The sequence below is a fragment of the Bacillus cereus group sp. BfR-BA-01380 genome (assembly GCF_022663535.1).
GTDB classification, from domain to species: Bacteria; Bacillota; Bacilli; order Bacillales; family Bacillaceae_G; genus Bacillus_A; species Bacillus_A cereus_BB.
The window spans coordinates 134830-158807 of sequence record NZ_JAKUFS010000001.1 but is presented as its reverse complement, the minus strand read 5'-3'; the positions used below and the strand labels follow the sequence as shown (position 1 = coordinate 158807).

The window sequence follows — 23978 nt, the reverse complement described above, 5'->3', positions numbered from 1 at the left end:
ATAATGACTTTGAGGGAGAAATGAATCATGAAAAGACGGGTCGATGAATACGAATGGCACATAACAGGGAAAGCCTCTAGATACACCTTTATGTTTTACGCTACATGCCTTTTAATTTGGACATTTTACGACATGATAACAAAAGGGAAAACAGGCTGGGAGTTCCCAATTATGGTGACTGGTAGTGCGATCTTTTTCTCGATTTGTGCATGGGAGAAACGAAAGCTTAAAAACCTGGAAGACGATGAATAAGAATGATTTCGATAAGAGCTGTTTACATGAACTTAGATGTAAACGGCTCTTTATTTTTATAAAACCTCTTGAAACTAACGTTACGTCATCTTTTATAATGAAAGTGAGAGGGTGATGGAAATGATTTCTATTCAGAAATTAACGAAGGAAACAAGTGTTACAGTAAGGACACTTCGGTATTATGATCAGATCGGTTTGTTAGAGCCGAGCGGAAAGACGGAAGGCGGACACCGGTTATATAGTGAACGTGATGTACTGAAATTACAGCAGATTTTGTTTTTAAAAGAAATGGGATTCGCCTTAAAAGAAATTACGAATATGTTAGAAACAGAGCGTGTAAATTTCAAAGATGTTTTGCAAAAGCAATTGTTGTTCGTAAGAGAAGAGCAGAAGGCATTTTCGCGTATGGAGAAAATGCTGAAAGCTGTTTTGTATTCTACCGAGCTGGAAGGCGAGCTTAATTGGGATATTATGTTTGAGCTTATGCAGCTTTCGCAGCAGTCGCCGCGTATGCGTCAGCTATTTCAGCAACAAGTATTTTCAAAGGAAGAAGAACACCTGCTTAAAAATTTACCAAACATGAGTGAGCAAAATGAAGAAGTACAAGAGTGGATTATTTTGCTGAAGCGAATGCGTCAGCTCATGCAAAAGAAAAAAGCACCAAGTGATGCTGAAGTACAAGGAATTACTGGAATCATTTTAGAGAAATGCAGGGAGATGGCAAACGGTGATGAATCATTTTTAGATAAATTGTGGGAAGTACGTAAGTCGAAAGAGCAGTCGAACAGGATGAATATGTATCCGATTGAAGAAGAACTTCTACAATATATGGATGCGGCTTTTGAACTGTATATAGAGGGAGAGGAGAAAGAATGAATATATTAACCGAGTATCGCTGGGCATTTTTAATTGGCGCTGAAATTGTGTTTTGGAGTGCAGCGATTAGTTTCTTTCTGTTAAGGTATGCTTTTCAATTGCGTAAAGCAAGTTTCATTGCAGGGATTGTATTATTGCTGAATGAATTATTTATTTTAACGTTAGGTGTCATTGATTATTATGAAACAGGGAAGTTTTCTCAATTTCAAATTATTATCGTCATCATCTTATTGTATGCTGTTTTTTACGGAAAGAAAGATTTAAGGAAGCTAGATTTACGTATGCAACGAATGATTGCAAAGTGGCGGGGAGAAGCACTGCCAATGATAGAGGAAGCGGTAGAATTAACGGGCTGGGCACATACGAAGCAAGAGTTGTTGCATTGGGGGATTCACTTTATTATATTTGCGGGTGTACACATTGTATTTTTCTTTTTGTATGGATTGGTACCTATTGAACACATATCTAGTTGGGATGCAGAATTGTTTTTAAATGAAACTGCGAATCGTGTGAGTAAAGTGTGGAGAATTGTTTTCGGTGTAGATACGCTTATTACTCTCTCTTACGTTATTTTTCCGAAAAAGAAAAAGAACGAGATGTTGTCGCGCTAGGGTAACATCTCGCTTTTTTCTTCATTCCTCACGGCAGATACAGAACGTTTTTTGGATAAATACATTCAATCCACCTTGAACAGAGTTAGAATTTGAGACACTCAAGCTTTTAAAGTTTTCTAGATGAAATATTCTTGTACTTTCTGTAATTATAGCAGTAATAGGGTTATGGGGACTTTTTGTTATAATGGTTACTGCTAAAGGTAAAGGCTCTTCACCTTGTAATGAGGCAGAAGTTAACTGAAGTAATGTTTTATTGTGATTACTAGTAAAATCTTGCGAAACAGGTTGATGACTAGTGTCTCCTGGTACGAGAACTAGTACTGGTGAATCTGTTGATCCAATTGTATGATTTTCAACAAAATAGTTATCAGTATTTGAGTTATCTTTAAGGCATTTCTCATCAGATTCTTCATGGTGATCAGGCATAGTGGGGTTAAACCTCTTTTCTTTATTTTTGATACATTGTATTCCATAAGTAGAAAACACGTGTGGACAATACGTGATGAGCTAGCTGTTCGTTCAAGTTGAAAGTTTCTCGTTTGAGCCATATGGATTTTGTGTATGTCAATATACAAAAAAAGCTGCTGCCATTAATGGACAACAGCTTTTTTATTCCCCCGCTCTAACAAGCAGTAAGCAAAAATGGGAGTACAAGAAGAGGAACTGCTTGTAAGAGCCCGATTGGTTCAACTAACCTTATGCAACGTCTTCTTTTTCTTCGTTTTGCAGCGTACTGTTTTTATAACCGTAGCTGAAATATACAATTAATCCGATCACTAACCAAACGAAAAAGCCAATCCATGTTGTTGCGGGAAGTTGTAATGTTAAGTATCCGCAGAATAGAACCGCTAATATCGGAACCAATGGTACGAATGGTACTTTAAAGGCACGCGGTAGGTCTGGTTGTTTTTTGCGTAAGATGATAACGCCGATTGATACAACGATGAATGCGAATAATGTACCGATGTTTGTTAATTCTGCTAGCTTGTCTAAAGGAACGAAGCCAGAAAAGAAAGCAACCATAGCTGCTGTAATCCAGCTGTTCATAACTGGTGTTTGCGTTTTTTTGTTTACACGAGAAAGTGCTTTTGGCAGTAAGCCGTCACGGCTCATTGCATAAAATAAGCGAGTTTGTCCATATAGCATAACGAGTAATACTGTTGTAATCCCAGCAATTGCTCCTAAAGAGATAAGTCCGGCAACCCAATCTTGATGAATATATTGCAAAGCATATGCAACAGGGTTCTTTACATCTAATTGGTTGTAGGGAACGATTCCTGTTAATACTAATGAAACAACGATATATAAGATTGTACAGATTGCTAAGGAAGCAATAATACCAATTGGCATATTACGCTGTGGATTTTTTACTTCTTCAGCAGCTGTTGATACAGCATCAAATCCAATATAAGCAAAGAATACAGTTGCTGCCCCAGTTGTTACGCCAGAGAAGCCAAACGGCATAAATGGTGTCCAGTTCTCAGGTTTTACATAGAAAGCACCAACGCCGATGAATAGAAGAACAACAAATATTTTGATAGCTACCATAATAGCATTGAAGCGAGCTGATTTTTTTGCGCCCCTTGTTAATAAAAATGTCATGATGAAAATAATACAAATTGCTGGTACGTCTACGTATGTGCCTGCTGCAGGATTATAAGCGCTTGTTAAGGCGTGAGGCAATTTAATGCCAAATCCAGATAATAATCCTTGGAAATATCCTGACCAACCAGATGCAACGGCTGAGGATGACAAGCCGTATTCTAGGATTAAGTCCCAACCTAAAATCCAAGCAATGATTTCTCCAAATGTTGCATAGCTGTAAGTGTACGCGCTACCTGATACCGGTACGGTTGAAGCGAATTCGGAATAACATAATGCCGCAAATACGCAGGCTAAACCGGATAAAATAAACGATAAAATAAGTGCTGGTCCTGCATGTTTTGCTGCGGCAACACCGGTAAGAACGAAAATACCTGTTCCAATAATGGCGCCGACTCCTAACATTGTTAAATCAAATGCGCCTAGCTCCTTTTTTAAAGAGGCGCCTTTCTGCTGCGATTGCGCTAGCAGTGCGGAAATGGATTTTTTTCGAAATAGATTCATATAAGCTCCCTCACCCTCTAGTTGTTAAAATATTCTGAACTTTAAGTTCGATTTGTCGTATAATGTCGAATCTTTAAACGTATTGTAATATGAAAAATGAGGGTTGTAAATACAAATTTTTTAGAAAATTCTACCTATACAAAAAATGATAAATTTTTTGTCGATATTTGTATAGGTATTTTTGTTGCTACACTAAGTTATTTCATTTTGAATGGTAGTATAAAGCGAAACTTCCATTAGTGGGAGTCTTACTGTCCGCGAATAGCGGGATAAAGTGAAACTTTAATCAGTGGGGGTTTTCTTCATCCCCCACTGATTATTAGCCCTCACCAATCGGGCTTTTACGGGCAGTTTATCTCCCACCTAACTTCTTAAGAAAAGCGGAAGTGGCTCGTTCAGAATCGCAGGACGCTTTCGCCGAATTTTGAGGTGGGAGTCTTACTGCCCGTTAATGCGGGATAAAGTCAAAATGGGCTGGAGAGGATCAAGATGAGAAAAGGAATTGTCTTATTATGTTTTCTATTCTACATAGGCGGTTTGGCGGGTTGTTTATCCTCTATAAAAACGGGAAATCAGAAAAATGATGAAGCAAAAGTTGATAAAAAGAATGATATCATCGTAAAAATAGGTGGAGAATCTAATTTAGATAAGTTTCAGCAGTTTCTAAATCATGTGAAAAATGGTAAAGCTGATAAAGTTCGTATTGTGAATTATACAGATGAAGGAGATCCAATTTTTCAAACATTAGATTATGATGGAATCAATATAAACTATCTTTTCGATGATTCCAACGACAAATTTGGAGGAAGTCAAAAAGGGAAAAAAAGTGATGTGTGTAAAGGAATTATGAAAGAAAAAAGCGATGAAGCTGTAATTTATCAATTAAGTGAATGTAAAAAGAATCATAAAAATATGAGTTATTTTTTGCTGGAGGTACCTCATGAATGACTATGGGAAGATGCTGAGTAAATAAGCATCTTTTTTGTTGTCATATATTGAATTTACAGAAAGGGTGTCGAATTATTTATCGAATACTTGTTCGTTTTTTTGGTTTTTTTATGGGCGTTCGTGGTAAAATAAAAATACAGATTTTTTACAAGGAGGTCGGATGCGTTTGGAACACCAATTTGAAATTGTCTCAGAATATTCCCCGCAAGGTGATCAGCCAAGAGCGATAGAACAGCTGATAGCAGGGATTAAAAATGGTAAGAAACATCAAGTGTTGCTTGGAGCGACAGGAACGGGTAAGACATTTACGATTTCAAATGTCATTAAAGAAGTGAAGAAGCCAACACTTGTAATGGCTCATAATAAAACGTTAGCAGGACAGCTATACAGTGAGTTGAAAGATTTCTTTCCGAACAATGCGGTTGAATATTTTGTTAGTTACTACGACTATTATCAGCCGGAAGCGTATGTACCACAAACCGATACATTTATTGAAAAAGATGCAAAAATTAATGATGAGATTGATAAATTGCGTCACTCAGCGACATCGGCTTTATTTGAAAGAGATGATGTCATTATTGTAGCGAGTGTGTCTTGTATTTACGGTTTAGGTTCTCCAGAAGAATATAGTGAGCTTGTTGTCTCTTTACGCGTTGGTATGGAAAAGGAACGCAATCAATTGCTTCGTGAACTTGTTGATGTGCAGTACGGCCGTAATGATATTGACTTCCAGCGTGGAACGTTTCGCGTGCGCGGGGATGTCGTTGAAATTTTTCCAGCATCCCTTGATGAACATTGTATTCGGATTGAGTTTTTTGGCGATGAGATTGATCGTATCAGGGAAGTGAATGCATTAACAGGTGAAGTATTAGCAGAACGTGAACATGTGGCAATCTTTCCGGCATCTCACTTCGTTACACGCGAAGAAAAAATGAAAGTTGCTATTGAAAATATTGAAAAAGAATTAGAAGAACGTCTAAAAGAATTAAATGATAACGGTAAATTGTTAGAAGCGCAGCGGATAGAGCAGCGGACACGGTACGATTTAGAAATGATGCGTGAGATGGGCTTTTGTTCAGGGATTGAGAACTACTCCCGTCATTTGACGCTCCGTCCAGCTGGTTCAACACCATATACATTATTAGATTATTTTCCTGAAGATTTTCTCATCGTGATGGATGAGTCGCATGTATCAGTGCCACAAGTAAGAGCGATGTATAACGGAGATCAGGCGCGTAAGCAAGTGCTTGTTGATCATGGATTTCGTCTGCCATCAGCGCTAGATAACAGACCGCTTATGTTTGAAGAGTTTGAAGAGAAAACAAATCAAGTTGTGTATGTATCAGCAACGCCGGGTCCATATGAACTTGAACATTCACCGGAAGTGGTGGAACAAATTATTCGTCCAACAGGGCTATTAGATCCGAAAATTGATGTAAGGCCAATTGAAGGACAAATTGATGATTTACTAGGAGAGATACAAGACCGGATCGCGAAAAATGAGCGTGTATTAATTACGACATTAACGAAGAAAATGTCAGAGGATTTAACAGATTATTTAAAAGATGTTGGGATTAAAGTAAACTATCTTCATTCTGAAATTAAAACGTTAGAACGGATTGAAATTATTCGCGATCTTCGTCTTGGCAAGTTCGATGTGCTTGTCGGTATTAACTTGTTGCGAGAAGGGCTTGATATTCCAGAAGTATCACTCGTAGCTATTTTAGATGCAGATAAAGAAGGATTTCTTCGTTCAGAGCGCTCGCTTATTCAGACGATTGGTCGTGCAGCTCGTAATGCAAACGGTCATGTTGTGATGTATGCAGACCGAATTACAAGATCGATGGAAATCGCCATTGAAGAAACGAATCGTCGTCGCCGAATGCAAGAAGCGTACAATGAAAAGCATGGTATTACACCGAAAACAATTCAAAAAGAGGTGCGCGATGTCATCCGTGCAACGATGGCTGCGGAAGATACCGAAACGTATGAGACAGCACCAGTAACTTCTAAGAAAATGACGAAAAAAGAACGAGAAAATGTAATTGCAAAAATGGAAGCGGAAATGAAAGAAGCTGCAAAAGCGCTCGATTTTGAGCGGGCAGCTGAGCTTCGTGATCTATTATTAGAATTAAAAGCAGAAGGGTGAAGGCAATGGGTAAAGATTTTATCGTTGTAAAAGGTGCGAGAGCCCACAACTTAAAAAATATAGATGTCACCATTCCGAGAAATCAGCTTGTTGTTGTAACGGGGCTATCCGGTTCAGGGAAATCGTCGTTAGCGTTTGATACGATTTATGCAGAAGGACAGCGCCGGTACGTAGAATCGCTATCGGCGTATGCGCGGCAATTTTTAGGGCAAATGGATAAACCGGATGTCGATGCAATCGAAGGGCTATCACCGGCAATTTCAATTGACCAAAAAACGACGAGCCGTAACCCGCGTTCAACCGTTGGAACGGTGACGGAGATTTCCGATTATTTACGTTTATTATTTGCGCGTGTCGGAACACCGATTTGTCCAAATCACGGCATTGAAATTACATCGCAAACAATTGAGCAAATGGTAGATCGTATTTTAGAATATCCGGAGCGTACGAAGCTGCAAGTGCTCGCACCGATTGTATCAGGACGTAAAGGTGCGCATGTGAAGCTATTAGAAGATATTAAAAAGCAAGGGTATGTCCGCGTTCGCGTTGACGGAGAAATGCTTGATGTCTCAGAAGAAATTACGTTAGATAAAAATAAAAAACATTCGATTGAAGTTGTAATTGACCGTATTGTGGTGAAAGAAGGAATTGCAGGTCGTCTTGCTGATTCATTAGAAACGGCTTTGAAGCTTGGTGAAGGCCGCGTTTTAATTGATGTGATTGGAGAAGAGGAGCTGCTGTTTAGCGAGCATCATGCTTGTCCGTATTGCGGATTTTCTATTGGTGAACTTGAGCCGCGTATGTTTTCTTTTAACAGTCCGTTCGGTGCGTGTCCGTCTTGCGATGGCCTTGGTTCAAAGTTAGAAGTAGATCTTGATTTGGTTATTCCAAGCTGGGATTTATCATTAAACGATCATGCAATCGCACCTTGGGAGCCAACAAGCTCACAATATTATCCGCAATTGTTGCAGTCTGTTTGTAACCATTATGGCATTGATATGGATGTGCCGGTAAAAGATATTCCGAAGCATTTGTTTGAAAAAGTGTTGCATGGAAGCGGAGAAGAAAAAGTGTATTTCCGCTATGTGAACGACTTTGGTCAAGTAAAGGAAAGCGAGATTATTTTTGAAGGTGTAATTCCGAACATTGAGCGCCGTTATCGAGAAACGGGCTCCGATTATATTCGTGAGCAAATGGAAAAATATATGGCGGAGCAAGCTTGTCCAAAATGTAAAGGCGCTCGTTTGAAGCCGGAAACCTTGGCTGTTTTTGTAGGTGGAAAAACGATTGCGGAAGTGGCGCAGTTTTCTGTGCAGGATGCGCACGAGTTCTTTACAAATATCGAATTGACAGAAAAGCAACAAAGTATTGCGAAGCTGATTTTGCGCGAAATTAAAGAGCGTCTTAGCTTCTTAATTAACGTGGGACTTGATTATTTAACGCTTAGCCGTGCAGCTGGAACGTTATCGGGCGGAGAAGCACAGCGCATTCGCTTAGCGACACAAATCGGTTCGAGCTTAACGGGGGTATTATATATTCTTGACGAACCTTCAATCGGTTTACATCAGCGTGATAACGATCGCTTAATTCAAACACTGAAAAATATGCGTGATTTAGGAAATACGCTTATCGTTGTGGAGCATGATGAAGATACGATGATGGCCGCGGATTATTTATTAGATATTGGTCCTGGTGCGGGGATTCACGGCGGGCAGGTTGTTTCAGCGGGGACGCCGCAAGAAGTGATGCAAGATGATAAGTCTTTAACAGGACAATACTTATCAGGTAAAAAGTTTATTCCAGTCCCGTTAGAGCGCCGTAAAGGTGATGGCCGTAAAATTGAGGTCATTGGAGCGAAAGAAAATAACTTAAAAAATGCAAAGATGTCATTCCCGCTCGGCACATTTGTTGCGGTAACGGGTGTATCTGGTTCGGGGAAAAGTACATTAATTAATGAAGTGCTATATAAAGCAGTGGCTCAAAAATTATATAAGTCGAAAAGTAAGCCTGGTATGCATAAGGAAATTAAGGGCCTTGATCATTTAGATAAGGTAATTGATATTGATCAATCACCAATTGGACGTACACCGCGCTCTAACCCAGCGACATATACAGGTGTATTTGATGATATTCGTGATGTATTTGCGCAAACGAATGAAGCAAAGGTGCGCGGTTATCAAAAAGGTCGCTTTAGTTTTAACGTGAAAGGCGGCCGCTGCGAAGCGTGCCGCGGTGATGGGATTATTAAAATTGAAATGCACTTCTTACCAGATGTGTACGTTCCATGTGAAGTTTGTCATGGGAAACGTTATAATCGTGAAACATTGGAAGTAAAATATAAAGATAAAAATATTTCTGAAGTGTTAAAGATGACAATTGAAGATGGAGTAGAGTTCTTTGCTAATATCCCGAAAATTAAACGTAAGCTCCAAACGCTTGTGGATGTAGGGCTTGGCTATATGAAGCTCGGTCAACCGGCAACGACGTTATCGGGCGGAGAAGCGCAGCGCGTGAAGTTAGCATCTGAGCTGCACCGCCGTTCAACAGGCCGCACGTTGTACATCTTAGATGAACCGACAACGGGACTTCATGCACATGATATTGCTCGTCTGTTAAAAGTGCTTCAGCGTCTTGTTGATAATGGTGAAACGGTACTTGTTATTGAACATAACTTAGATGTTATTAAAACGGCAGATTATCTGATTGACCTTGGTCCTGAAGGTGGAGATAAGGGCGGACAAATTGTTGCAACAGGTACGCCGGAGCAAGTTGTGAAAGAAGAACGTTCTTACACAGGTAAGTATTTGAAAGGTGTTTTAGAACGTGATACAGCACGTATGAAAGAAAAAATGAAAGAAGTAGAATTAACACAGTGAAGGAACATGTAACAGAGGAGCGGTGCTTCTCTGTTACATGTTTTCTGTTATCCCGTATGAACGGGCAGTAATCCCCCACCTCTGAATTCAAGGGGAGACGAGGAAGATAGGTGAGGGGTAACTGCCCCACTGATGGAAGTTTCACTTTATATACAACATCCAAAGGGGATGAGGATGTGGATTCTACCGAAAAAGTTTTAGCCTCTTGTTGTTATTTTAGTATTTTTGTGGCTCCGTTATTATTTCCAATCATTGTGTATTTTGTTGTTCCTCATGAAGAAGTGAAATCTCATGCAAAGAAAGCTTTCATTTCGCATTTACTACCGTTCTTTTGTTTATTTCTCGTTTTTCTACTTGGATTTGTTATGAACACACCAGAACAAATCGGTGTAATTGTGCTTATTGCGATGTTGTTATTTGGATTGGTGAACCTTGTTATTTTCATCTGGAATATTGTGAAAGGTGTACAGTTGCTTGTGAATGAGTAAATGATTTTGGTAAAGAATTGCTCGTGAGAGGAATCTTATATGCGGTTTCATTTCATTTGTTCTTGGTATTTTTGGCGGATTTCAAGTATTATTGTTGGTATATGTAGTTTGGGTATTCATTGTCCCTAGTGAAAAGGAAGTGTAAAGAACATGAGATGGATTATATCACTTATTGTAAACAGTATTGTGCTAATTGTTGTATCAGGTCTTCTCAAAATATTTGCACCAGGTGCGTTTGAAATAGCCAATATACAAACCGCAGTGATTGCAAGCATTATTTTGTCTCTTTTAAATGTATTTGTTAAACCGTTATTAATTTTAATTACGCTGCCAATTACTGTGTTAACATTTGGCTTCTTCTTAATCGTTATTAATGGGATTACGCTAGAAATTACAGATTGGGTACTTGGTGATGCATTTAATTTATCTGGATTTGGCGCAGCAATTGTTGCGGCAATTTTTATTTCAATCTTAAATATGTTAATTGAAAAAGCGATTATTGAACCGTTATACGAGAAAGAATAATCGGACGGCAGAGAGTATCCGACAAAACATAAAACATTTTGCGCAAAGCGTGAAATGTTTTTTTCTTTTTTAAAAGAAAGCGTGTTTCGTGTTTTCAGAAAAAAATGGTACAATAGCGGGTAGAGTGGTAGTACGCTGCCTAGATACATTCCGCAACGTGGAGGTTTATATATGCCAAAAGTTCGAACGAAAGATTTAATTGAACATTTTCAGTTAGAGTTAGTAAGTGGCGAGGAAGGAATTCACCGTCCAATTGATACAAGTGATTTATCACGCCCTGGAATTGAAATGGCAGGATTCTTTACATATTATCCAGCTGATCGTGTTCAGCTTCTTGGGAAAACAGAGCTAACTTTTTTTGATACGTTAACAGAAGAACAAAAGAAAAAACGCATGCAAGCGCTTTGTACAGAAGAAACACCGTGTATTATCGTAACGCGCGGCCAAGATGTACCCGAGGAGTTAATGCAAGCATCTCGTCAGACTGGCGTGCCGTTATTATGTTCGCCGCTAAAAACAACACGTTTATCGAGTCGTTTGACGAACTATTTAGAAAGTAAATTAGCGCCAACAACAGCTATTCATGGGGTATTAGTTGATATTTACGGTGTTGGTGTAATGATTACAGGACAAAGTGGTGTCGGGAAAAGCGAAACAGCACTTGAGCTTGTGAAACGCGGACATCGCCTTGTGGCTGATGATAGTGTAGAAATTCGTCAAGAAGATGACGATACACTAGTTGGTAGTTCACCAGAGTTAATTGAGCATTTACTTGAAATTCGTGGCCTTGGCATTATTAACGTTATGACGTTATTTGGTGCAGGTGCTGTGCGTAATCATAAACGTATTTCACTTGTAATTAATCTTGAGATTTGGGATCAAAAGAAAAATTATGACCGCCTTGGTTTAGATGAAGAAAAAATGAAAATCATTGATACAGAGATTACAAAGATCACACTTCCAGTACGACCAGGTCGAAATTTAGCTGTTATTATTGAGGTAGCAGCGATGAATTTCCGTTTAAAACGTATGGGCGTAAATGCAGCGCAGCAATTTTCAGAGCGTCTTATGAGTGCGATTGAACTAGGGGATCAAAATTAAATATAAGTGAAACTTCCGTTAGTGGAATAGAAAGGGAGTAGAGAATATGCTGTTAGGGTCTGTACCGCAGCTTAATCGCGTGGCAATTCAGCTAGGACCGTTTCCGATTTATTGGTATGGTGTCATTATTGGTACTGCTGTTTTGCTTGGATTATGGATCGCAACCCGAGAAAGCGAGCGTCTTGGTGTTCCGAAAGATACATTTATTGATTTAGTCCTAATTGCGGTGCCGCTTGCAATCATTTGTGCACGTGCATACTATGTTATTTTCGAATGGAGTTACTATTCGCAAAATCCGATTCAAATTTTTAACATTCGACAAGGTGGTTTAGCTATTCATGGCGGATTAATCGGAGCAGTTCTTACAGGGATTGTATTTGCGAAAAAACGCGGTCTATCTTTTTGGAAGTTAGCAGATATTGCAGCGCCAAGTATTTTACTTGGACAAGCGATGGGACGCTGGGGCAACTTTATGAACCAAGAAGCTCATGGCGGTGAGGTAACGCGTCAATTTCTTGAAAGTTTGCATTTACCACAGTTTATTATAAATCAAATGTATATTGATGGCGTGTATTACCATCCAACATTTTTATATGAATCACTGTGGAATTTTGCTGGGTTTATTTTACTTATGTTTCTTCGGAGAGCGAATTTACGCCGCGGGGAGCTGTTCTTTACGTATTTAACTTGGTACTCTATCGGTCGTTTCTTTGTAGAAGGATTACGTACAGATAGCTTAATGCTTGGTCCGCTTCGCATTGCGCAAGTTGTATCAATTACCTTAATTCTCGTCTCTATCATTTTTGTGTTTGTGAGACGAAAAATGGGGTATGCGGATAAACGATATTCAGAACAATAAGGATAGAACTTCAGAGATGAATGAGAAAAAGTAGCGTCAGACATGCGGCGCTGCTTCTTTTCATATCCCGCTCTAACAAGCAGTAAGCGAAGAAGAGAATGCGAGAAGAGGAACTGCTTGTAAGAGCCCGATTGGACGGGCTAACCATTCGGAGGAAAAAGCATCTCCGAATGGAAGTTTCACTTTATCATACAACAACTAAGGGTGGCGAAAAGATGAGCATAAATACAGTGTTATTTGATTTGGACGGAACGTTGATTAATACGAATGAACTTATTATTTCTTCATTTTTATATACTTTAGAAAAGTACTATCCAAATCAGTATAAGCGTGAAGACGTACTGCCGTTTATTGGTCCATCATTGCACGATACATTTAGTAAAATTGACGAAAATCGAGTAGAAGAACTAATTCAATGTTACCGCGACTTTAATCATGAACATCACGATGAGTTAGTAGAAGAGTATGAAACGGTGTATGAAACTGTACAGGAACTTCGAAAGAAAGGTTATAAAATTGGGATTGTAACAACGAAGGTGCGCCAAACTGTCGAAATGGGATTAAAGCTATCGAAATTAAAACAGTTTTTTGATGTTGTGGTGACAATTGATGATGTAGAGCATGTGAAGCCGCATCCAGAACCAATTCAAAGAGCGCTGCAATTATTAGAGGCAAAGCCGGAAGAAGCTTTAATGGTAGGGGATAATCATCACGATATTGTTGGCGGACAAAATGCTGGCGTGAAGACAGCAGCTGTTGCATGGACAATTAAAGGACGCGAATACTTAGCGTCTTATAAACCGGATTATGTGTTAGAAAAAATGAGTGACTTGTTAACAATTTTGCCTCATGAACTAGGCTGACAAGGGGAGAGAATGGTGCGACGGACAACACGCTATCCTGTGTCAGAAGCAAATTCATTATGGAACGTATATAAGACAGTTCCATTTTGGAAAGTGATGAAAAACTTCATTGTCATTCAAATTGCGCGTTATACTCCGTTTTTACGGATGAAAAATTGGTTATATCGCACATTTTTGCGAATGCAAATTGGAGAGCGAACTTCTTTTGCACTTATGGTTATGCCAGATATTATGTTTCCGGAGAAAATTACAGTTGGGCATAATTCGATCATTGGTTATAATACAACATTATTAGCTCATGAATATTTAATTACAGAATATCGCCTTGGTGAAATTATAATTGGAAACGAAGTAATGATTGGAGCGAATTCGACTATTCTACCAGGTGTTGTCATTGGAGATGGAGCGATTGTTTCAGCCGGTACACTTGTTCATCGTGATGTACCGAGCGGTGCTTTCGTTGGTGGAAATCCGATGCGTATTATTTATACGAAAGAGGAAATGGCAGCGAGAAAAGGGAAATGTTAGAAATGTAACATTTTCCTTTTCTTTTCGGGAATAAAAAGGAAATATTTGCGTATAATATACTGTTTTGTTTTTAGGAGAATCGTTTATACTTATAGATAGAAGAATGAAATAATGGAGGATCTATGGGGAAAAATCAAGAAATTCATAAAGATAACGGACAAGTTATTTCTTTTAATCAATTAGCCGATTTCTTTTATGATAAGGGGATGAAGGCTTATCGCAATCATCATTTAGAAGATGCAATTAAATATTTTAAAAGAGCGGCACAAAGTCAGAAAGAGCCGTTTATTTTATGTCAATTAGCAACGGCATTATCAGAAGTGGGAGAGTATCACGAATCTAATCAAATTTTATTACAAATTGTTCGTACGGGTGAACAAATAGAAGAATGCTATTATTTTATGGCAAATAATTATGCGTATCTTGGTTTATTCCAACAAGCAAAAAAGTATGCAGAGCGGTATTTAGAAATTGCGACGGATAAAGAATTTATTGCGGAGACGATGGAACTTTTAGAGATTATTGAAGAAGAAGAAATGGATGGACCGGAGTTTGAAGATGAAGATGGATTAATTGTAATGCAAGAGCAAGCAAATCATTATATTCGGAACGGTCAATTAGAAGAGGCGATTGCGACGCTTGAAGGGGTTATAACGGAATATCCGGAATTTTGGTCGGCACATAATAATTTAGCAATTGCTCATTTTCAGCTTGGGAATGTTGATCAAGCATTGAAAATGACAGAGTTAATTTTAGGGAAGAATCCAGGGAATATTCATGCCTTATGTAATACGCTTATTTTTCTATATTCCATTGGGGAACATAAGCAAGTAGAAAAGTTAGCAGAGCAATTGGAGACAGTGTATCCGATGTCGTTTGAACATCGTGTGAAACTAGGGACAACATTTGCGACAATTGGTCGTTTTGAAAGTGCATATAAATGGTTAAAAGTTTTAAAGCGTCAAGGTTACGAAGGTGATGTTAGTTTTTATTATTGGTTTGCATATTCTGCTTATATGGTAAATGATGAACAAACAGCAGAGAAAATGTGGACGCATGTCGTGGAGTTACATCCTGATAAAAAAGGAAAAGAGCCTTGGAATGCTATTCATTTAGCAGATGAAGGCCAAAATATTTTATTTCAAGAGCTGCAACGATCTTTTCAGCAAAGTGAAACGTTGGAAGAACAAATGCTGGCTTTATATTTAATGAATGAGCTGACAACACCAGAGAAAATCGGCTTTTTCTTTGATGTAATGCAATCTCCTAAGCGTGTTCCGATCGTATCACAGCTCGCACACTATTTCTTTTTAATTAATAGTCATAAAAGTATTCCGCAAGGGCTTCAGCCGTTTGAACAATGTGTTCGCATTGCAGATGCTTTATACAATTATACAAAAAAAGATGATGGACTGATTGAAGAATGTTTACATCTTTGGTTTTGTACGTTTATACGCCTATACACGAGCGGAACGGCATTTACAAATGTATATGGCTGGTCAGCGGCAGTTGAATATATTGTAAGAGGCGAATGTCAAGATAAATTGACGCAAGCAGAACTTGGGAATATATATAATGTATCGGTAGCAACTGTACGAAAGTATGTGCAAGCAGTAAGATGCGTGCATTCATAAGAGCGAGCAAATCATTGGGAAAAAAACATTGCCGACAGTATAATGAGGGTATCAAAAGAACGATAAGAACAGGAGATGACGAATATGGCAGAAGAAAAAATTTATGATGTAATTATTATCGGAGCCGGTCCGGCAGGGATGACAGCAGCTGTGTATACATCTCGAGCAAATTTAAGCACGTTGATGTTAGAGCGTGGTATCCCGGGCGGACAAATGGCAAATACAGAAGAAGTAGAAAATTATCCAGGTTATGACCATATTTTAGGGCCGGACTTATCAAATAAAATGTTTGAACATGCGAAGAAATTCGGTGCAGAATATGCATATGGTGATGTGAAACAAGTTATTGATGGAAAAGAATATAAAACAGTAATTGCGGGAAAGAAAGAATATAAAGCGCGTGCAATTATTGTAGCAAGCGGTGCAGAATATAAGAAAATTGGCGTACCAGGCGAGAAAGAACTTGGCGGACGCGGCGTATCATACTGTGCAGTATGTGACGGTGCATTCTTTAAAGGAAAAGAGCTTGTTGTTATTGGCGGCGGCGACTCAGCTGTTGAAGAAGGTGTGTATTTAACACGTTTTGCAACGAAAGTAACGATTGTTCACCGCCGTGATCAATTGCGTGCACAAAAGATTTTACAGGATCGTGCTTTCCAAAATGAAAAAGTTGATTTCATTTGGAATCACACTGTAAAAGAAATTAATGAAGCAAACGGAAAAGTAGGAAGCGTAACACTTGTAGATGTAAATAGTGGTGAAGAACAAGAGTTTAAAACAGAAGGCGTATTTATTTATGTCGGGATGTTACCACTTTCTAAACCATTTGCAGAGTTAGGTATTGCAAATGAAAATGGTTATATTGAAACAAATGAACGTATGGAAACAAAAGTTCCTGGTATTTTCGCAGCTGGTGACATTCGTGAAAAAATGCTTCGCCAAATTGTCACAGCAACAGGTGATGGAAGTATTGCAGCACAAAGTGCACAGCATTATGTGGAAGAGCTGTTAGAAGAATTAAAAGTAGAAAAATAATGAACAAAGAAGAGAAGCTGTCTTTATTGAGATGGCTTCTTTTTTCTATATAAATACAAAGGGAAAAACCTTTTTGGCGGTGCATAGAAGCAGAAGTTCGGCGAACAAAAAAGCTAATCTTGCTGAAATGTTACACTCTTTTATGAAAGAATGGAATATAAAATCTGTTATTTATTCAAATGATGAGCGATTTGATAAATATAATCTTAGTAATTTTTTTACAAATGAAGGGGCGATACGTTTTCATAAATGGGATTTAGCCCATAAGGAAGAAAGTATTGAATTTACAAAAACAGCTGATATCGGAATTACGTTTTGTGATATCACTCTCGCAGAATCAGGAACCATCGTTTTGTATAATGATGGTATGAAAGGAAGGCACGTTAGCCCTCTTCCTGAATCGTATATTGCTATTGTTCCAAAAAGTACGATTGTCCCTAGGTCAACACAAGCTACAAAAATGATTCATCATCAAAATGTTGAGGGTGAAGCGCCTCCATCTTGTTTGAACTTCATCTCTGGTCCGTCAAACAGTGCTGATATTGAAATGAATTTTGTCGTAGGTGTACATGGACCAATAAGAACAGCGTATATTATTGTGGATGATCAATAATTATGATTACTATAAGATGATGGGAATAGTCTCCCATCATCTTTTTTCATTTGCTTTAGATATGGGGTTCCTTCGTTGTGACAAACTGTATTTGATAGTATAATGAAGGAAGTATATAATGGGGATTTCTCCATTAATAGCTGAGGTGAAGAAGCTTGCAAAGAGTGACAAACTGTGTGTTAATCAAGGATAATGAAGTTCTTCTATTACAAAAGCCTCGTCGAAATTGGTGGGTTGCTCCAGGCGGTAAGATGGAGCGCGGGGAAACAGTAAGAGAATCGGTTGTTCGCGAATATCGCGAAGAAACGGGTATTTATTTGAAAAATCCAGCATTAAAAGGTGTCTTCACTTTCGTAATCCAAGAAGGAGACAAGGTCATTTCCGAATGGATGATGTTTTCTTTCTTAGCGACAGATTTTGCAGGAGAAAATAAACTGCAAAGCGAAGAAGGGATAATAGGTTGGCATACATTTGATAAGATTGATGAGTTGCCAATGGCACCAGGAGATTATCATATTATTGAGTATTTAATTAAGGGAAATGGTATTATTTACGGTACATTTGTATATACACCAGACTTTGAATTACTTTCGTATCGGTTAGATCCGAGTTAAAAGATGAGGGGGGATATTATGGACGCGCATAATGATATTAAAATGGTTATTATTACAGGAATGTCTGGAGCCGGAAAAACAGTTGCCCTGCAAAGTTTTGAAGACTTAGGATATTTTTGTGTGGATAATTTACCGCCCATGTTGTTGCCGAAGTTTGTTGAATTAATGGCAGACTCGAAAGGCAAAATGAATAAAGTAGCGCTCGGTATTGACTTACGCGGGCGAGAGTTCTTTGATCACTTATGGGGAGCGCTTGATGATTTATCAGAACGCACATGGATTATTCCACATATTTTATTTTTAGATGCAAAAGATAGTACACTTGTAACGCGTTATAAAGAAACAAGGCGTTCACATCCACTTGCTCCAACAGGTCTTCCATTAAAGGGAATAGAAGCAGAGCGTACGCTATTAACAGATATGAAGGCGCGTGCGAATATTGTACTTGATACGTCAGAATTAAAGCCGAAAGAACTAAGAGAAAAGATTATTCAATTATTCTCAACAGGGGATGAACAAGCATTTCGCGTAAACGTAATGTCATTTGGATTCAAATATGGTATTCCAATTGATGCTGATTTAGTATTTGATGTTCGTTTTTTACCAAATCCATACTATATTCCACACATGAAGCCATTAACAGGTCTTGACGAGGAAGTATCATCATATGTGCTCAAATTTAATGAAACGCACAAATTTTTAGAGAAGTTAACAGACCTTATTTCCTTTATGCTTCCACATTATAAGCGCGAAGGAAAAAGTCAGCTTGTTATTGCTATTGGATGTACAGGAGGACAACATCGATCCGTTACACTTGCAGAATATTTGACGAAACATTTGAAGCAAGAATATACAACCCATGTGTCTCATCGTGATGTGGAGAAGAGAAAGGGACATTAAGAAATGGGAAAAGAGAGAAAACCGAGAATCGTTATTATGGGAGGCGGAACGGGTCTATCCGTTTTGTTACGCGGTTTAAAAAAGTATCCTGTCGACATTACCGCGATTGTAACGGTTGCTGATGATGGGGGAAGTTCTGGGAGACTTCGTGATGAGTTAGAAATTCCGCCTCCTGGAGATATTCGTAACGTACTTGTTGCGTTGTCTGATGTAGAGCCACTTGTGGAAGCGTTATTTCAACATCGTTTTACATCAGGAGAAGGATTAACAGGACATGCGCTTGGGAATTTATTGTTAGCTGGAATGACGGCTATTACAGGTGATTTTTTTCATGCTATTACGGAAACAAGTAAAGTATTAAATGTAAGAGGGCGTGTACTTCCGGCTGCGAATCAAAGTGTTGTTTTGCACGCGGAATTGGAAAATGGCCAAATTGTAAGCGGGGAATCGAAAATTCCATATTACGGTAGAAAAATTAACCGTGTCTTTTTAACACCGGGAGAAGTAGAACCGCTTCATGAAACATTAACGGAAATTCAAAAAGCTGATTTACTTGTATTTGGACCGGGGAGTTTGTATACGAGCATTTTGCCGAATTTAATGGTGAAAAAAATCGGGGATGCAGTTCTTCGGGCAAAAGCGAAGAAGGTATACGTTTGTAATGTCATGACCCAAGCTGGTGAAACAATGGGATATACGGCGTTTGACCATGTGGAAGCATTGCATGATCATCTTGGAGAAGCATTTATAAATACAGCAATAGTGAACAATGAACCAATTCCATTTGAGCTATTAGGACGTTATGCAGAAGAAATGTCGGAGCCAGTTGCGATTGATGAAGATCGCTTTGTCGCGCATAATATTAAGTTGATTAAAGATTGTTTAGCAAAGTATGATGATCAAGTTGTGCGTCATGATACGATAAAGCTAGCTTCGATTTTATATTCATTAATATAACTTGTCAGCTTGAAAAAGCTTACATGGTAGAAGGCGTTACTTCTTTGAGGTAACGCTACAAGTTCATTTAGGGCATAAAAGTAAGTTGACTGTTAGGAGGTGAAACGGTTGTCCTTTGCATCAGAAACAAAGAAGGAGCTGACAAAGCTCGAAATGAAGGAATGCTGTGAGAAGGCAGAGTTGTCAGCATTACTTCGTATGAATGGTTCACTCTCCTTTTCAAACCGCCGTGTAATCATTGACATTCAAACGGAAAATGCAGCGATTGCTCGGAGAATTTATACGTTATTGAAAAAAGGATATAACGTGACAGTTGAACTACTTGTGCGTAAGAAAATGCGTTTAAAGAAAAATAATGTGTACATCGTTCGTTTAGTTGAAAAAGCACGTGAAATTTTATCAGATTTGCACATTGTACGAGAGGACTTTTCGTTTATTCGTCATATTTCACAAGAATTAATTGAGAAAAAATGTTGTAAACGTTCGTACTTACGCGGGGCGTTTTTAGCTGGTGGTTCCGTTAATAATCCGGAAACATCATCGTATCATTTAGAAGTTTTCTCATTATACCAAGAACATAATGACGCGATATGTGAGCTTATGAATGAATTTGCATTAAATAGTAAAACGTTAGAAAGGCGAAAAGGGTATATTACGTATTTAAAGGAAGCGGAAAAGATTACCGAGTTCTTAAATATTATTGGTGCTCATACCGCTCTTTTGAAGTTTGAAGATATTCGTATTGTGCGCGATATGCGTAATTCTGTAAATCGTCTTGTAAATTGTGAAACAGCAAACTTAAATAAAACGATTGGTGCAGCTTTAAGACAAATTGAAAACATTCGTTATATTGAAGAGACTGTTGGACTTGATTTTTTACCAGATAAATTACGTGAAATCGCAGAGCTGCGTATCAATTATCAAGATGTTACATTGAAAGAATTAGGAGAAATGGTTTCTGGGGGAAATATTAGTAAATCGGGTATTAATCATCGTTTGCGTAAAATTGATGATATTGCTGAGAAATTACGCGCCGGTGAAGCGGTTATAAAAAAATAATAGGTAAAGGGGAATGGAACAGTGGTTCAAAAACGGGTAGAGGTGCTGTTGAAGACTGGATTACAAGCACGTCCGGCAGCGTTGTTTGTACAGGAGGCAAATCGTTTTCAAGCTGATATTTTTATGGAGAAAGACGGTAAAACGGTTAATGCTAAGAGCATTATGGGGATTATGAGCTTAGCTGTTGGATCTGGATGTGAAGTTACAATTACGACAGAAGGATCAGATGAGACAGAAGCATTAGAAGCACTTGTTGCTTATGTGCAAAAAGATCAATAAAAAAAGCTATCGCAAATTTGCGATAGCTTTTTTTGTAGATAAGGTGTTTGGTGTGTCGAACGTGGTCGAAGGGTCTTTATCACGTGTCGAATCGCCGATATATCGAAAAAAGCGCTGATAAATGAAAAAGAGCTATCGTAAATGATAGCTCTTTTCTTCTGATCTAGCTCCAGTGGCTAGAATGGTCGGTGGCTTCGCTTCTTCCGCCGAGGTAAAAAGCACCTCTATGTCAGAAACTCCATCCCCCTCCCATTCTGAGCGAGCCGCTTCCGCTTTTCTTTGTCCAGCTCCGCCTCCTAGCCCCTTGCGTCTAAGAACCTTCCGCACGAGAAGATAAAAAGCATCTTCTGTGCGAAAGAACCTTAGTCACCGGGGCTGAACAGTCGGCTCCGCTTTTCTTAGCGATTTGTAAAGATCTTATCGATTAAGCCGTATTCTAACGCTTTTTCTGCTGTCATGAAGTTGTCGCGTTCTGTGTCGCGCTCGATTACTTCTAATTCTTGACCTGTACGTTCAGAAAGAATTTTGTTTAGTTTATCGCGTAAGAATAGGATACGTTTTGCAGCGATTTCGATTTCTGTCGCTTGTCCTTGTGCACCTCCAAGTGGTTGGTGAATCATAACTTCACTGTTTGGAAGAGCGAAACGTTTTCCTTTTTCACCAGCTGCAAGTAAGAAAGCACCCATAGATGCAGCCATACCGATGCAAATTGTAGATACGTTTGGTTTAATGAATTGCATTGTATCGTAAATTGCCATACCTGCTGTAATAGAGCCACCAGGACTGTTGATATATATATGAATATCTTTTTCTGGGTCTTGTGATTCTAAAAATAAAAGCTGTGAAACGATTGAGTTTGCTACGTTGTCATCAATTGCGCTGCCAAGCATGATGATGCGGTCTTTTAATAAACGAGAGTAAATATCATAAGCACGTTCCCCGCGATTTGTTTGTTCAATAACTGTAGGAATTAAATTCATGTGTAACTTCCTCCTTTAACACATAGGTTAATTTTATAATACAATTATGGTCAATAAAGGTCAAACGAAACCACTTCAGTTTTAAAAAATATGTAGGTGTATCATGTTAATTCGCTATGAATAAGGAATTCCCTTCTTCTGTACTTTCCTCATCATAACCGAATTGGGTGAATTTAAACATAATTATAGAAGACGCTCAGCAAAGCAAGGAATAAAAAAAGAACGCCGTTACATATATAAGCGTTCTTTTTCGTACTATTCTTTAAGTAAATAAGTTACTTTATTTAAAATTTCCTCTAGCCTCTTGGCATTGTGTGCATACATGTTCGCGGCGGCACTTGATTTCGTTTCTAAAGAAAAGAGTTCAAGGTCAGCATGACACTTCTTTAAGGAAGCGAGTAATAATGGTTTGTCTTGAGGAGAAGGCATTTGAATTTTATCGTTGTATATGTCGACAGTGAGTTGACCGTAGGAGTCGACTTGTCCAATGAATACGTTGTCGATTGCAACCCCTATTTTTTCGAGTTCAGTGCGAACCCAAGCTCGGTTATGACCGCTTGCTGCAAGAGGTTCATCTAGTATATTTCCATCCATAATGATTGTGTGTGTTTCTTTTTCATTTGGTAGTTTTAATCCGATATCTTTTGCGGTTAATGGTTGTTTGTCTTTCTTTAATAATACGTTTAATTCACCGCTCGGTTCTAATATAGCGAATTCAACATCGGTTATGTTGAATACATCTTTTTTCCGAAGAAGCTCTAGTAGTTCGTCGCTCGTATATTTTTCCTTTTTTAAATTATCTTCGAGTACTTTGCCATCTTTTATAAAAATAGTGGACTTACCCTCTACAAAATCTCGTATCGTTTTATTTTTTAAGGCAAGTAGTCCTGCGAAAAAAGGTATGATAGCAAAAACCAGCATACTAGAAATACCATGGAAGAAGTTTTGTTCCAATCCTGTCGATACTTCTGCAGCGATATCACCAATCGTCATACCTGCTATGTATTCAAAAAAGGAGAGTTGAGAGATTTGTCTTTTGCCAAGCCATTTCGTAATGGCGAATAAAACAATTAAGACACATAAAGAACGTATAATGACGAGCGGCCATTCTGGTATGTGAATGTTAGGCATATATATTCCCTCCAGTCTTCCTAAAATCCTTTATATTGTGGCTCTTCTCGTTCTAATGCTGAAACTCGCCCTTGTACATCAGCAATTACACTATCGATCTCTAGCATACATTCATGAAAAACGCGCTTTGCTTCTTGATCAGCAGAGTTTTGTGAAAGGGCGCTTAAACTTGCTTGTGCACCTTTCAAACTAGCAAGGCATGTTTTTACGCTTGCAACAACGGTCATGAGAACACCCCTTATCCTTTTGGTTTAAATAATAAAGCTCCGATAAATCCGAAGATAATTGCGGCGGATACACCAGCACTTGTTACTTTAAACATTCCTGTTATAACGCCAATGATGCCATGTTCAGCCGCTTCTGCCATTGCACCGTGAACGAGAGCGTTCCCGAAGCTTGTAATAGGAACCGTTGCACCTGCTCCGGCAAAATCAATTAACGGTTCATACAAATTAAATCCATCTAATATGGCGCCAATGACAACGAGTGTTGCCATTGTATGAGCAGGGGTGAGTTTGAAGACGTCGAACATAATTTGCCCAATAACACAAATGAGGCCGCCAATTACAAAAGCCCAAAAAAAGATCATGT

25 protein-coding genes and 1 pseudogene are annotated in these 23978 nt (G+C 38.6%); 20 read left to right on the top strand and 6 right to left on the bottom strand.

From position 1 onward, the window contains the following. Positions 1-27 precede the first annotated feature (27 nt). The 3 genes from MR076_RS00880 (at position 28) to MR076_RS00870 (ending at position 1739) form a co-directional block, all read left to right on the top strand. Positions 28-252 (top strand): hypothetical protein, encoded by a 225-nt coding sequence (locus MR076_RS00880; protein ID WP_242216727.1) that lies wholly within the window; start codon positions 28-30, stop codon positions 250-252. A 114-nt stretch (positions 253-366) separates the two neighbouring features. Continuing rightward, entirely contained in the window at positions 367-1128 is a 762-nt protein-coding gene (locus tag MR076_RS00875) for a MerR family transcriptional regulator (RefSeq protein WP_242216726.1), read from the top strand. Beyond that, entirely contained in the window at positions 1125-1739 is a 615-nt protein-coding gene (locus tag MR076_RS00870) for a hypothetical protein (RefSeq protein WP_242216725.1), read from the top strand. Before MR076_RS00875 ends, MR076_RS00870 begins: the two co-directional genes overlap by 4 nt. A gap of 21 nt (positions 1740-1760) precedes the next feature. Here the strand turns inward: MR076_RS00870 and MR076_RS00865 are convergent, their stop codons facing one another. Both MR076_RS00865 and MR076_RS00860 read right to left on the bottom strand, forming a co-directional pair. Continuing rightward, complete coding sequence (locus MR076_RS00865) at positions 1761-2168, bottom strand: hypothetical protein (RefSeq protein ID WP_242216724.1); 408 nt, start codon at positions 2166-2168, stop codon at positions 1761-1763. 270 nt (positions 2169-2438) lie between these two features. Beyond that, positions 2439-3848: a branched-chain amino acid transporter BcaP gene (locus tag MR076_RS00860; RefSeq protein ID WP_242216723.1), complete on the bottom strand. Its 1410-nt coding sequence runs from the start codon at positions 3846-3848 to the stop codon at positions 2439-2441. Positions 3849-4337: 489 nt separating this feature from the next. Here MR076_RS00860 and MR076_RS00855 point away from each other — a divergent pair, with 489 nt between their 5' ends. The 17 genes and pseudogenes from MR076_RS00855 (at position 4338) to MR076_RS00775 (ending at position 21276) form a co-directional block, all read left to right on the top strand. Continuing rightward, entirely contained in the window at positions 4338-4796 is a 459-nt protein-coding gene (locus MR076_RS00855) for a DUF4362 domain-containing protein (protein ID WP_242216722.1), read from the top strand. 166 nt (positions 4797-4962) lie between these two features. Next, complete coding sequence (gene uvrB, locus MR076_RS00850; RefSeq protein WP_242216721.1) at positions 4963-6945, top strand: excinuclease ABC subunit UvrB; 1983 nt, start codon at positions 4963-4965, stop codon at positions 6943-6945. A 5-nt stretch (positions 6946-6950) separates the two neighbouring features. Beyond that, positions 6951-9821, top strand: coding sequence for an excinuclease ABC subunit UvrA (gene uvrA, locus MR076_RS00845; protein WP_242216720.1), 2871 nt, complete (start codon positions 6951-6953; stop codon positions 9819-9821). A gap of 176 nt (positions 9822-9997) precedes the next feature. Further along, positions 9998-10309, top strand: a complete 312-nt coding sequence (locus MR076_RS00840; protein ID WP_242216719.1) for a magnetosome magnetite crystal formation protein family — start codon at positions 9998-10000, stop codon at positions 10307-10309. Between the two features lie 150 nt (positions 10310-10459). Continuing rightward, positions 10460-10834, top strand: a complete 375-nt coding sequence (locus MR076_RS00835) for a phage holin family protein (protein ID WP_242216718.1) — start codon at positions 10460-10462, stop codon at positions 10832-10834. Positions 10835-11005: 171 nt separating this feature from the next. After that, positions 11006-11935: an HPr(Ser) kinase/phosphatase gene (gene hprK, locus MR076_RS00830; RefSeq protein WP_242216717.1), complete on the top strand. Its 930-nt coding sequence runs from the start codon at positions 11006-11008 to the stop codon at positions 11933-11935. Between the two features lie 46 nt (positions 11936-11981). Beyond that, positions 11982-12794 carry a prolipoprotein diacylglyceryl transferase gene (lgt, locus tag MR076_RS00825; protein ID WP_242216716.1) on the top strand — a complete coding sequence of 271 codons (813 nt, stop codon included), beginning with the start codon at positions 11982-11984 and terminating at the stop codon, positions 12792-12794. Between the two features lie 215 nt (positions 12795-13009). After that, positions 13010-13657 (top strand): pyrophosphatase PpaX, encoded by a 648-nt coding sequence (gene ppaX / locus MR076_RS00820; RefSeq protein WP_242216715.1) that lies wholly within the window; start codon positions 13010-13012, stop codon positions 13655-13657. A gap of 15 nt (positions 13658-13672) precedes the next feature. Beyond that, on the top strand, positions 13673-14185 hold the full coding sequence (locus tag MR076_RS00815) for an acyltransferase (protein ID WP_242216714.1): 513 nt from the start codon (positions 13673-13675) through the stop codon (positions 14183-14185). A gap of 122 nt (positions 14186-14307) precedes the next feature. Further along, a complete protein-coding gene (locus MR076_RS00810; RefSeq protein ID WP_242216713.1) occupies positions 14308-15819 on the top strand; it encodes a tetratricopeptide repeat protein in 1512 nt (503 codons plus the stop codon). Between the two features lie 84 nt (positions 15820-15903). After that, a complete protein-coding gene (gene trxB, locus MR076_RS00805; RefSeq protein ID WP_242216712.1) occupies positions 15904-16854 on the top strand; it encodes a thioredoxin-disulfide reductase in 951 nt (316 codons plus the stop codon). An 83-nt stretch (positions 16855-16937) separates the two neighbouring features. After that, positions 16938-17467: pseudogene (locus MR076_RS00800) on the top strand (LutC/YkgG family protein); the annotation flags it as partial. 155 nt (positions 17468-17622) lie between these two features. Then, a complete protein-coding gene (locus tag MR076_RS00795; protein ID WP_242216710.1) occupies positions 17623-18081 on the top strand; it encodes an NUDIX hydrolase in 459 nt (152 codons plus the stop codon). An 18-nt stretch (positions 18082-18099) separates the two neighbouring features. Beyond that, positions 18100-18981 carry an RNase adapter RapZ gene (gene rapZ, locus MR076_RS00790; RefSeq protein WP_242216709.1) on the top strand — a complete coding sequence of 294 codons (882 nt, stop codon included), beginning with the start codon at positions 18100-18102 and terminating at the stop codon, positions 18979-18981. A 3-nt stretch (positions 18982-18984) separates the two neighbouring features. Next, positions 18985-19938, top strand: coding sequence for a gluconeogenesis factor YvcK family protein (locus MR076_RS00785; RefSeq protein ID WP_242216708.1), 954 nt, complete (start codon positions 18985-18987; stop codon positions 19936-19938). 108 nt (positions 19939-20046) lie between these two features. Continuing rightward, positions 20047-20997 carry a DNA-binding protein WhiA gene (gene whiA, locus MR076_RS00780; protein ID WP_242216707.1) on the top strand — a complete coding sequence of 317 codons (951 nt, stop codon included), beginning with the start codon at positions 20047-20049 and terminating at the stop codon, positions 20995-20997. A 21-nt stretch (positions 20998-21018) separates the two neighbouring features. Next, positions 21019-21276: an HPr family phosphocarrier protein gene (locus tag MR076_RS00775; protein ID WP_242216706.1), complete on the top strand. Its 258-nt coding sequence runs from the start codon at positions 21019-21021 to the stop codon at positions 21274-21276. Positions 21277-21674: 398 nt separating this feature from the next. On the opposite strand, the gene clpP is transcribed toward MR076_RS00775, so the two are convergent. The 4 genes from clpP to spoVAE form a co-directional block, all read right to left on the bottom strand. Next, positions 21675-22256, bottom strand: coding sequence for an ATP-dependent Clp endopeptidase proteolytic subunit ClpP (clpP, locus tag MR076_RS00770; protein ID WP_242216704.1), 582 nt, complete (start codon positions 22254-22256; stop codon positions 21675-21677). Positions 22257-22511: 255 nt separating this feature from the next. Beyond that, a complete protein-coding gene (locus MR076_RS00765) occupies positions 22512-23387 on the bottom strand; it encodes a DUF421 domain-containing protein (RefSeq protein ID WP_242216702.1) in 876 nt (291 codons plus the stop codon). A 20-nt stretch (positions 23388-23407) separates the two neighbouring features. Beyond that, positions 23408-23614, bottom strand: coding sequence for a DUF1657 domain-containing protein (locus tag MR076_RS00760; protein ID WP_242216701.1), 207 nt, complete (start codon positions 23612-23614; stop codon positions 23408-23410). Between the two features lie 11 nt (positions 23615-23625). Beyond that, positions 23626-23976 carry a stage V sporulation protein AE gene (gene spoVAE, locus MR076_RS00755; protein WP_090915955.1) on the bottom strand — a complete coding sequence of 117 codons (351 nt, stop codon included), beginning with the start codon at positions 23974-23976 and terminating at the stop codon, positions 23626-23628. Positions 23977-23978 lie beyond the last annotated feature (2 nt).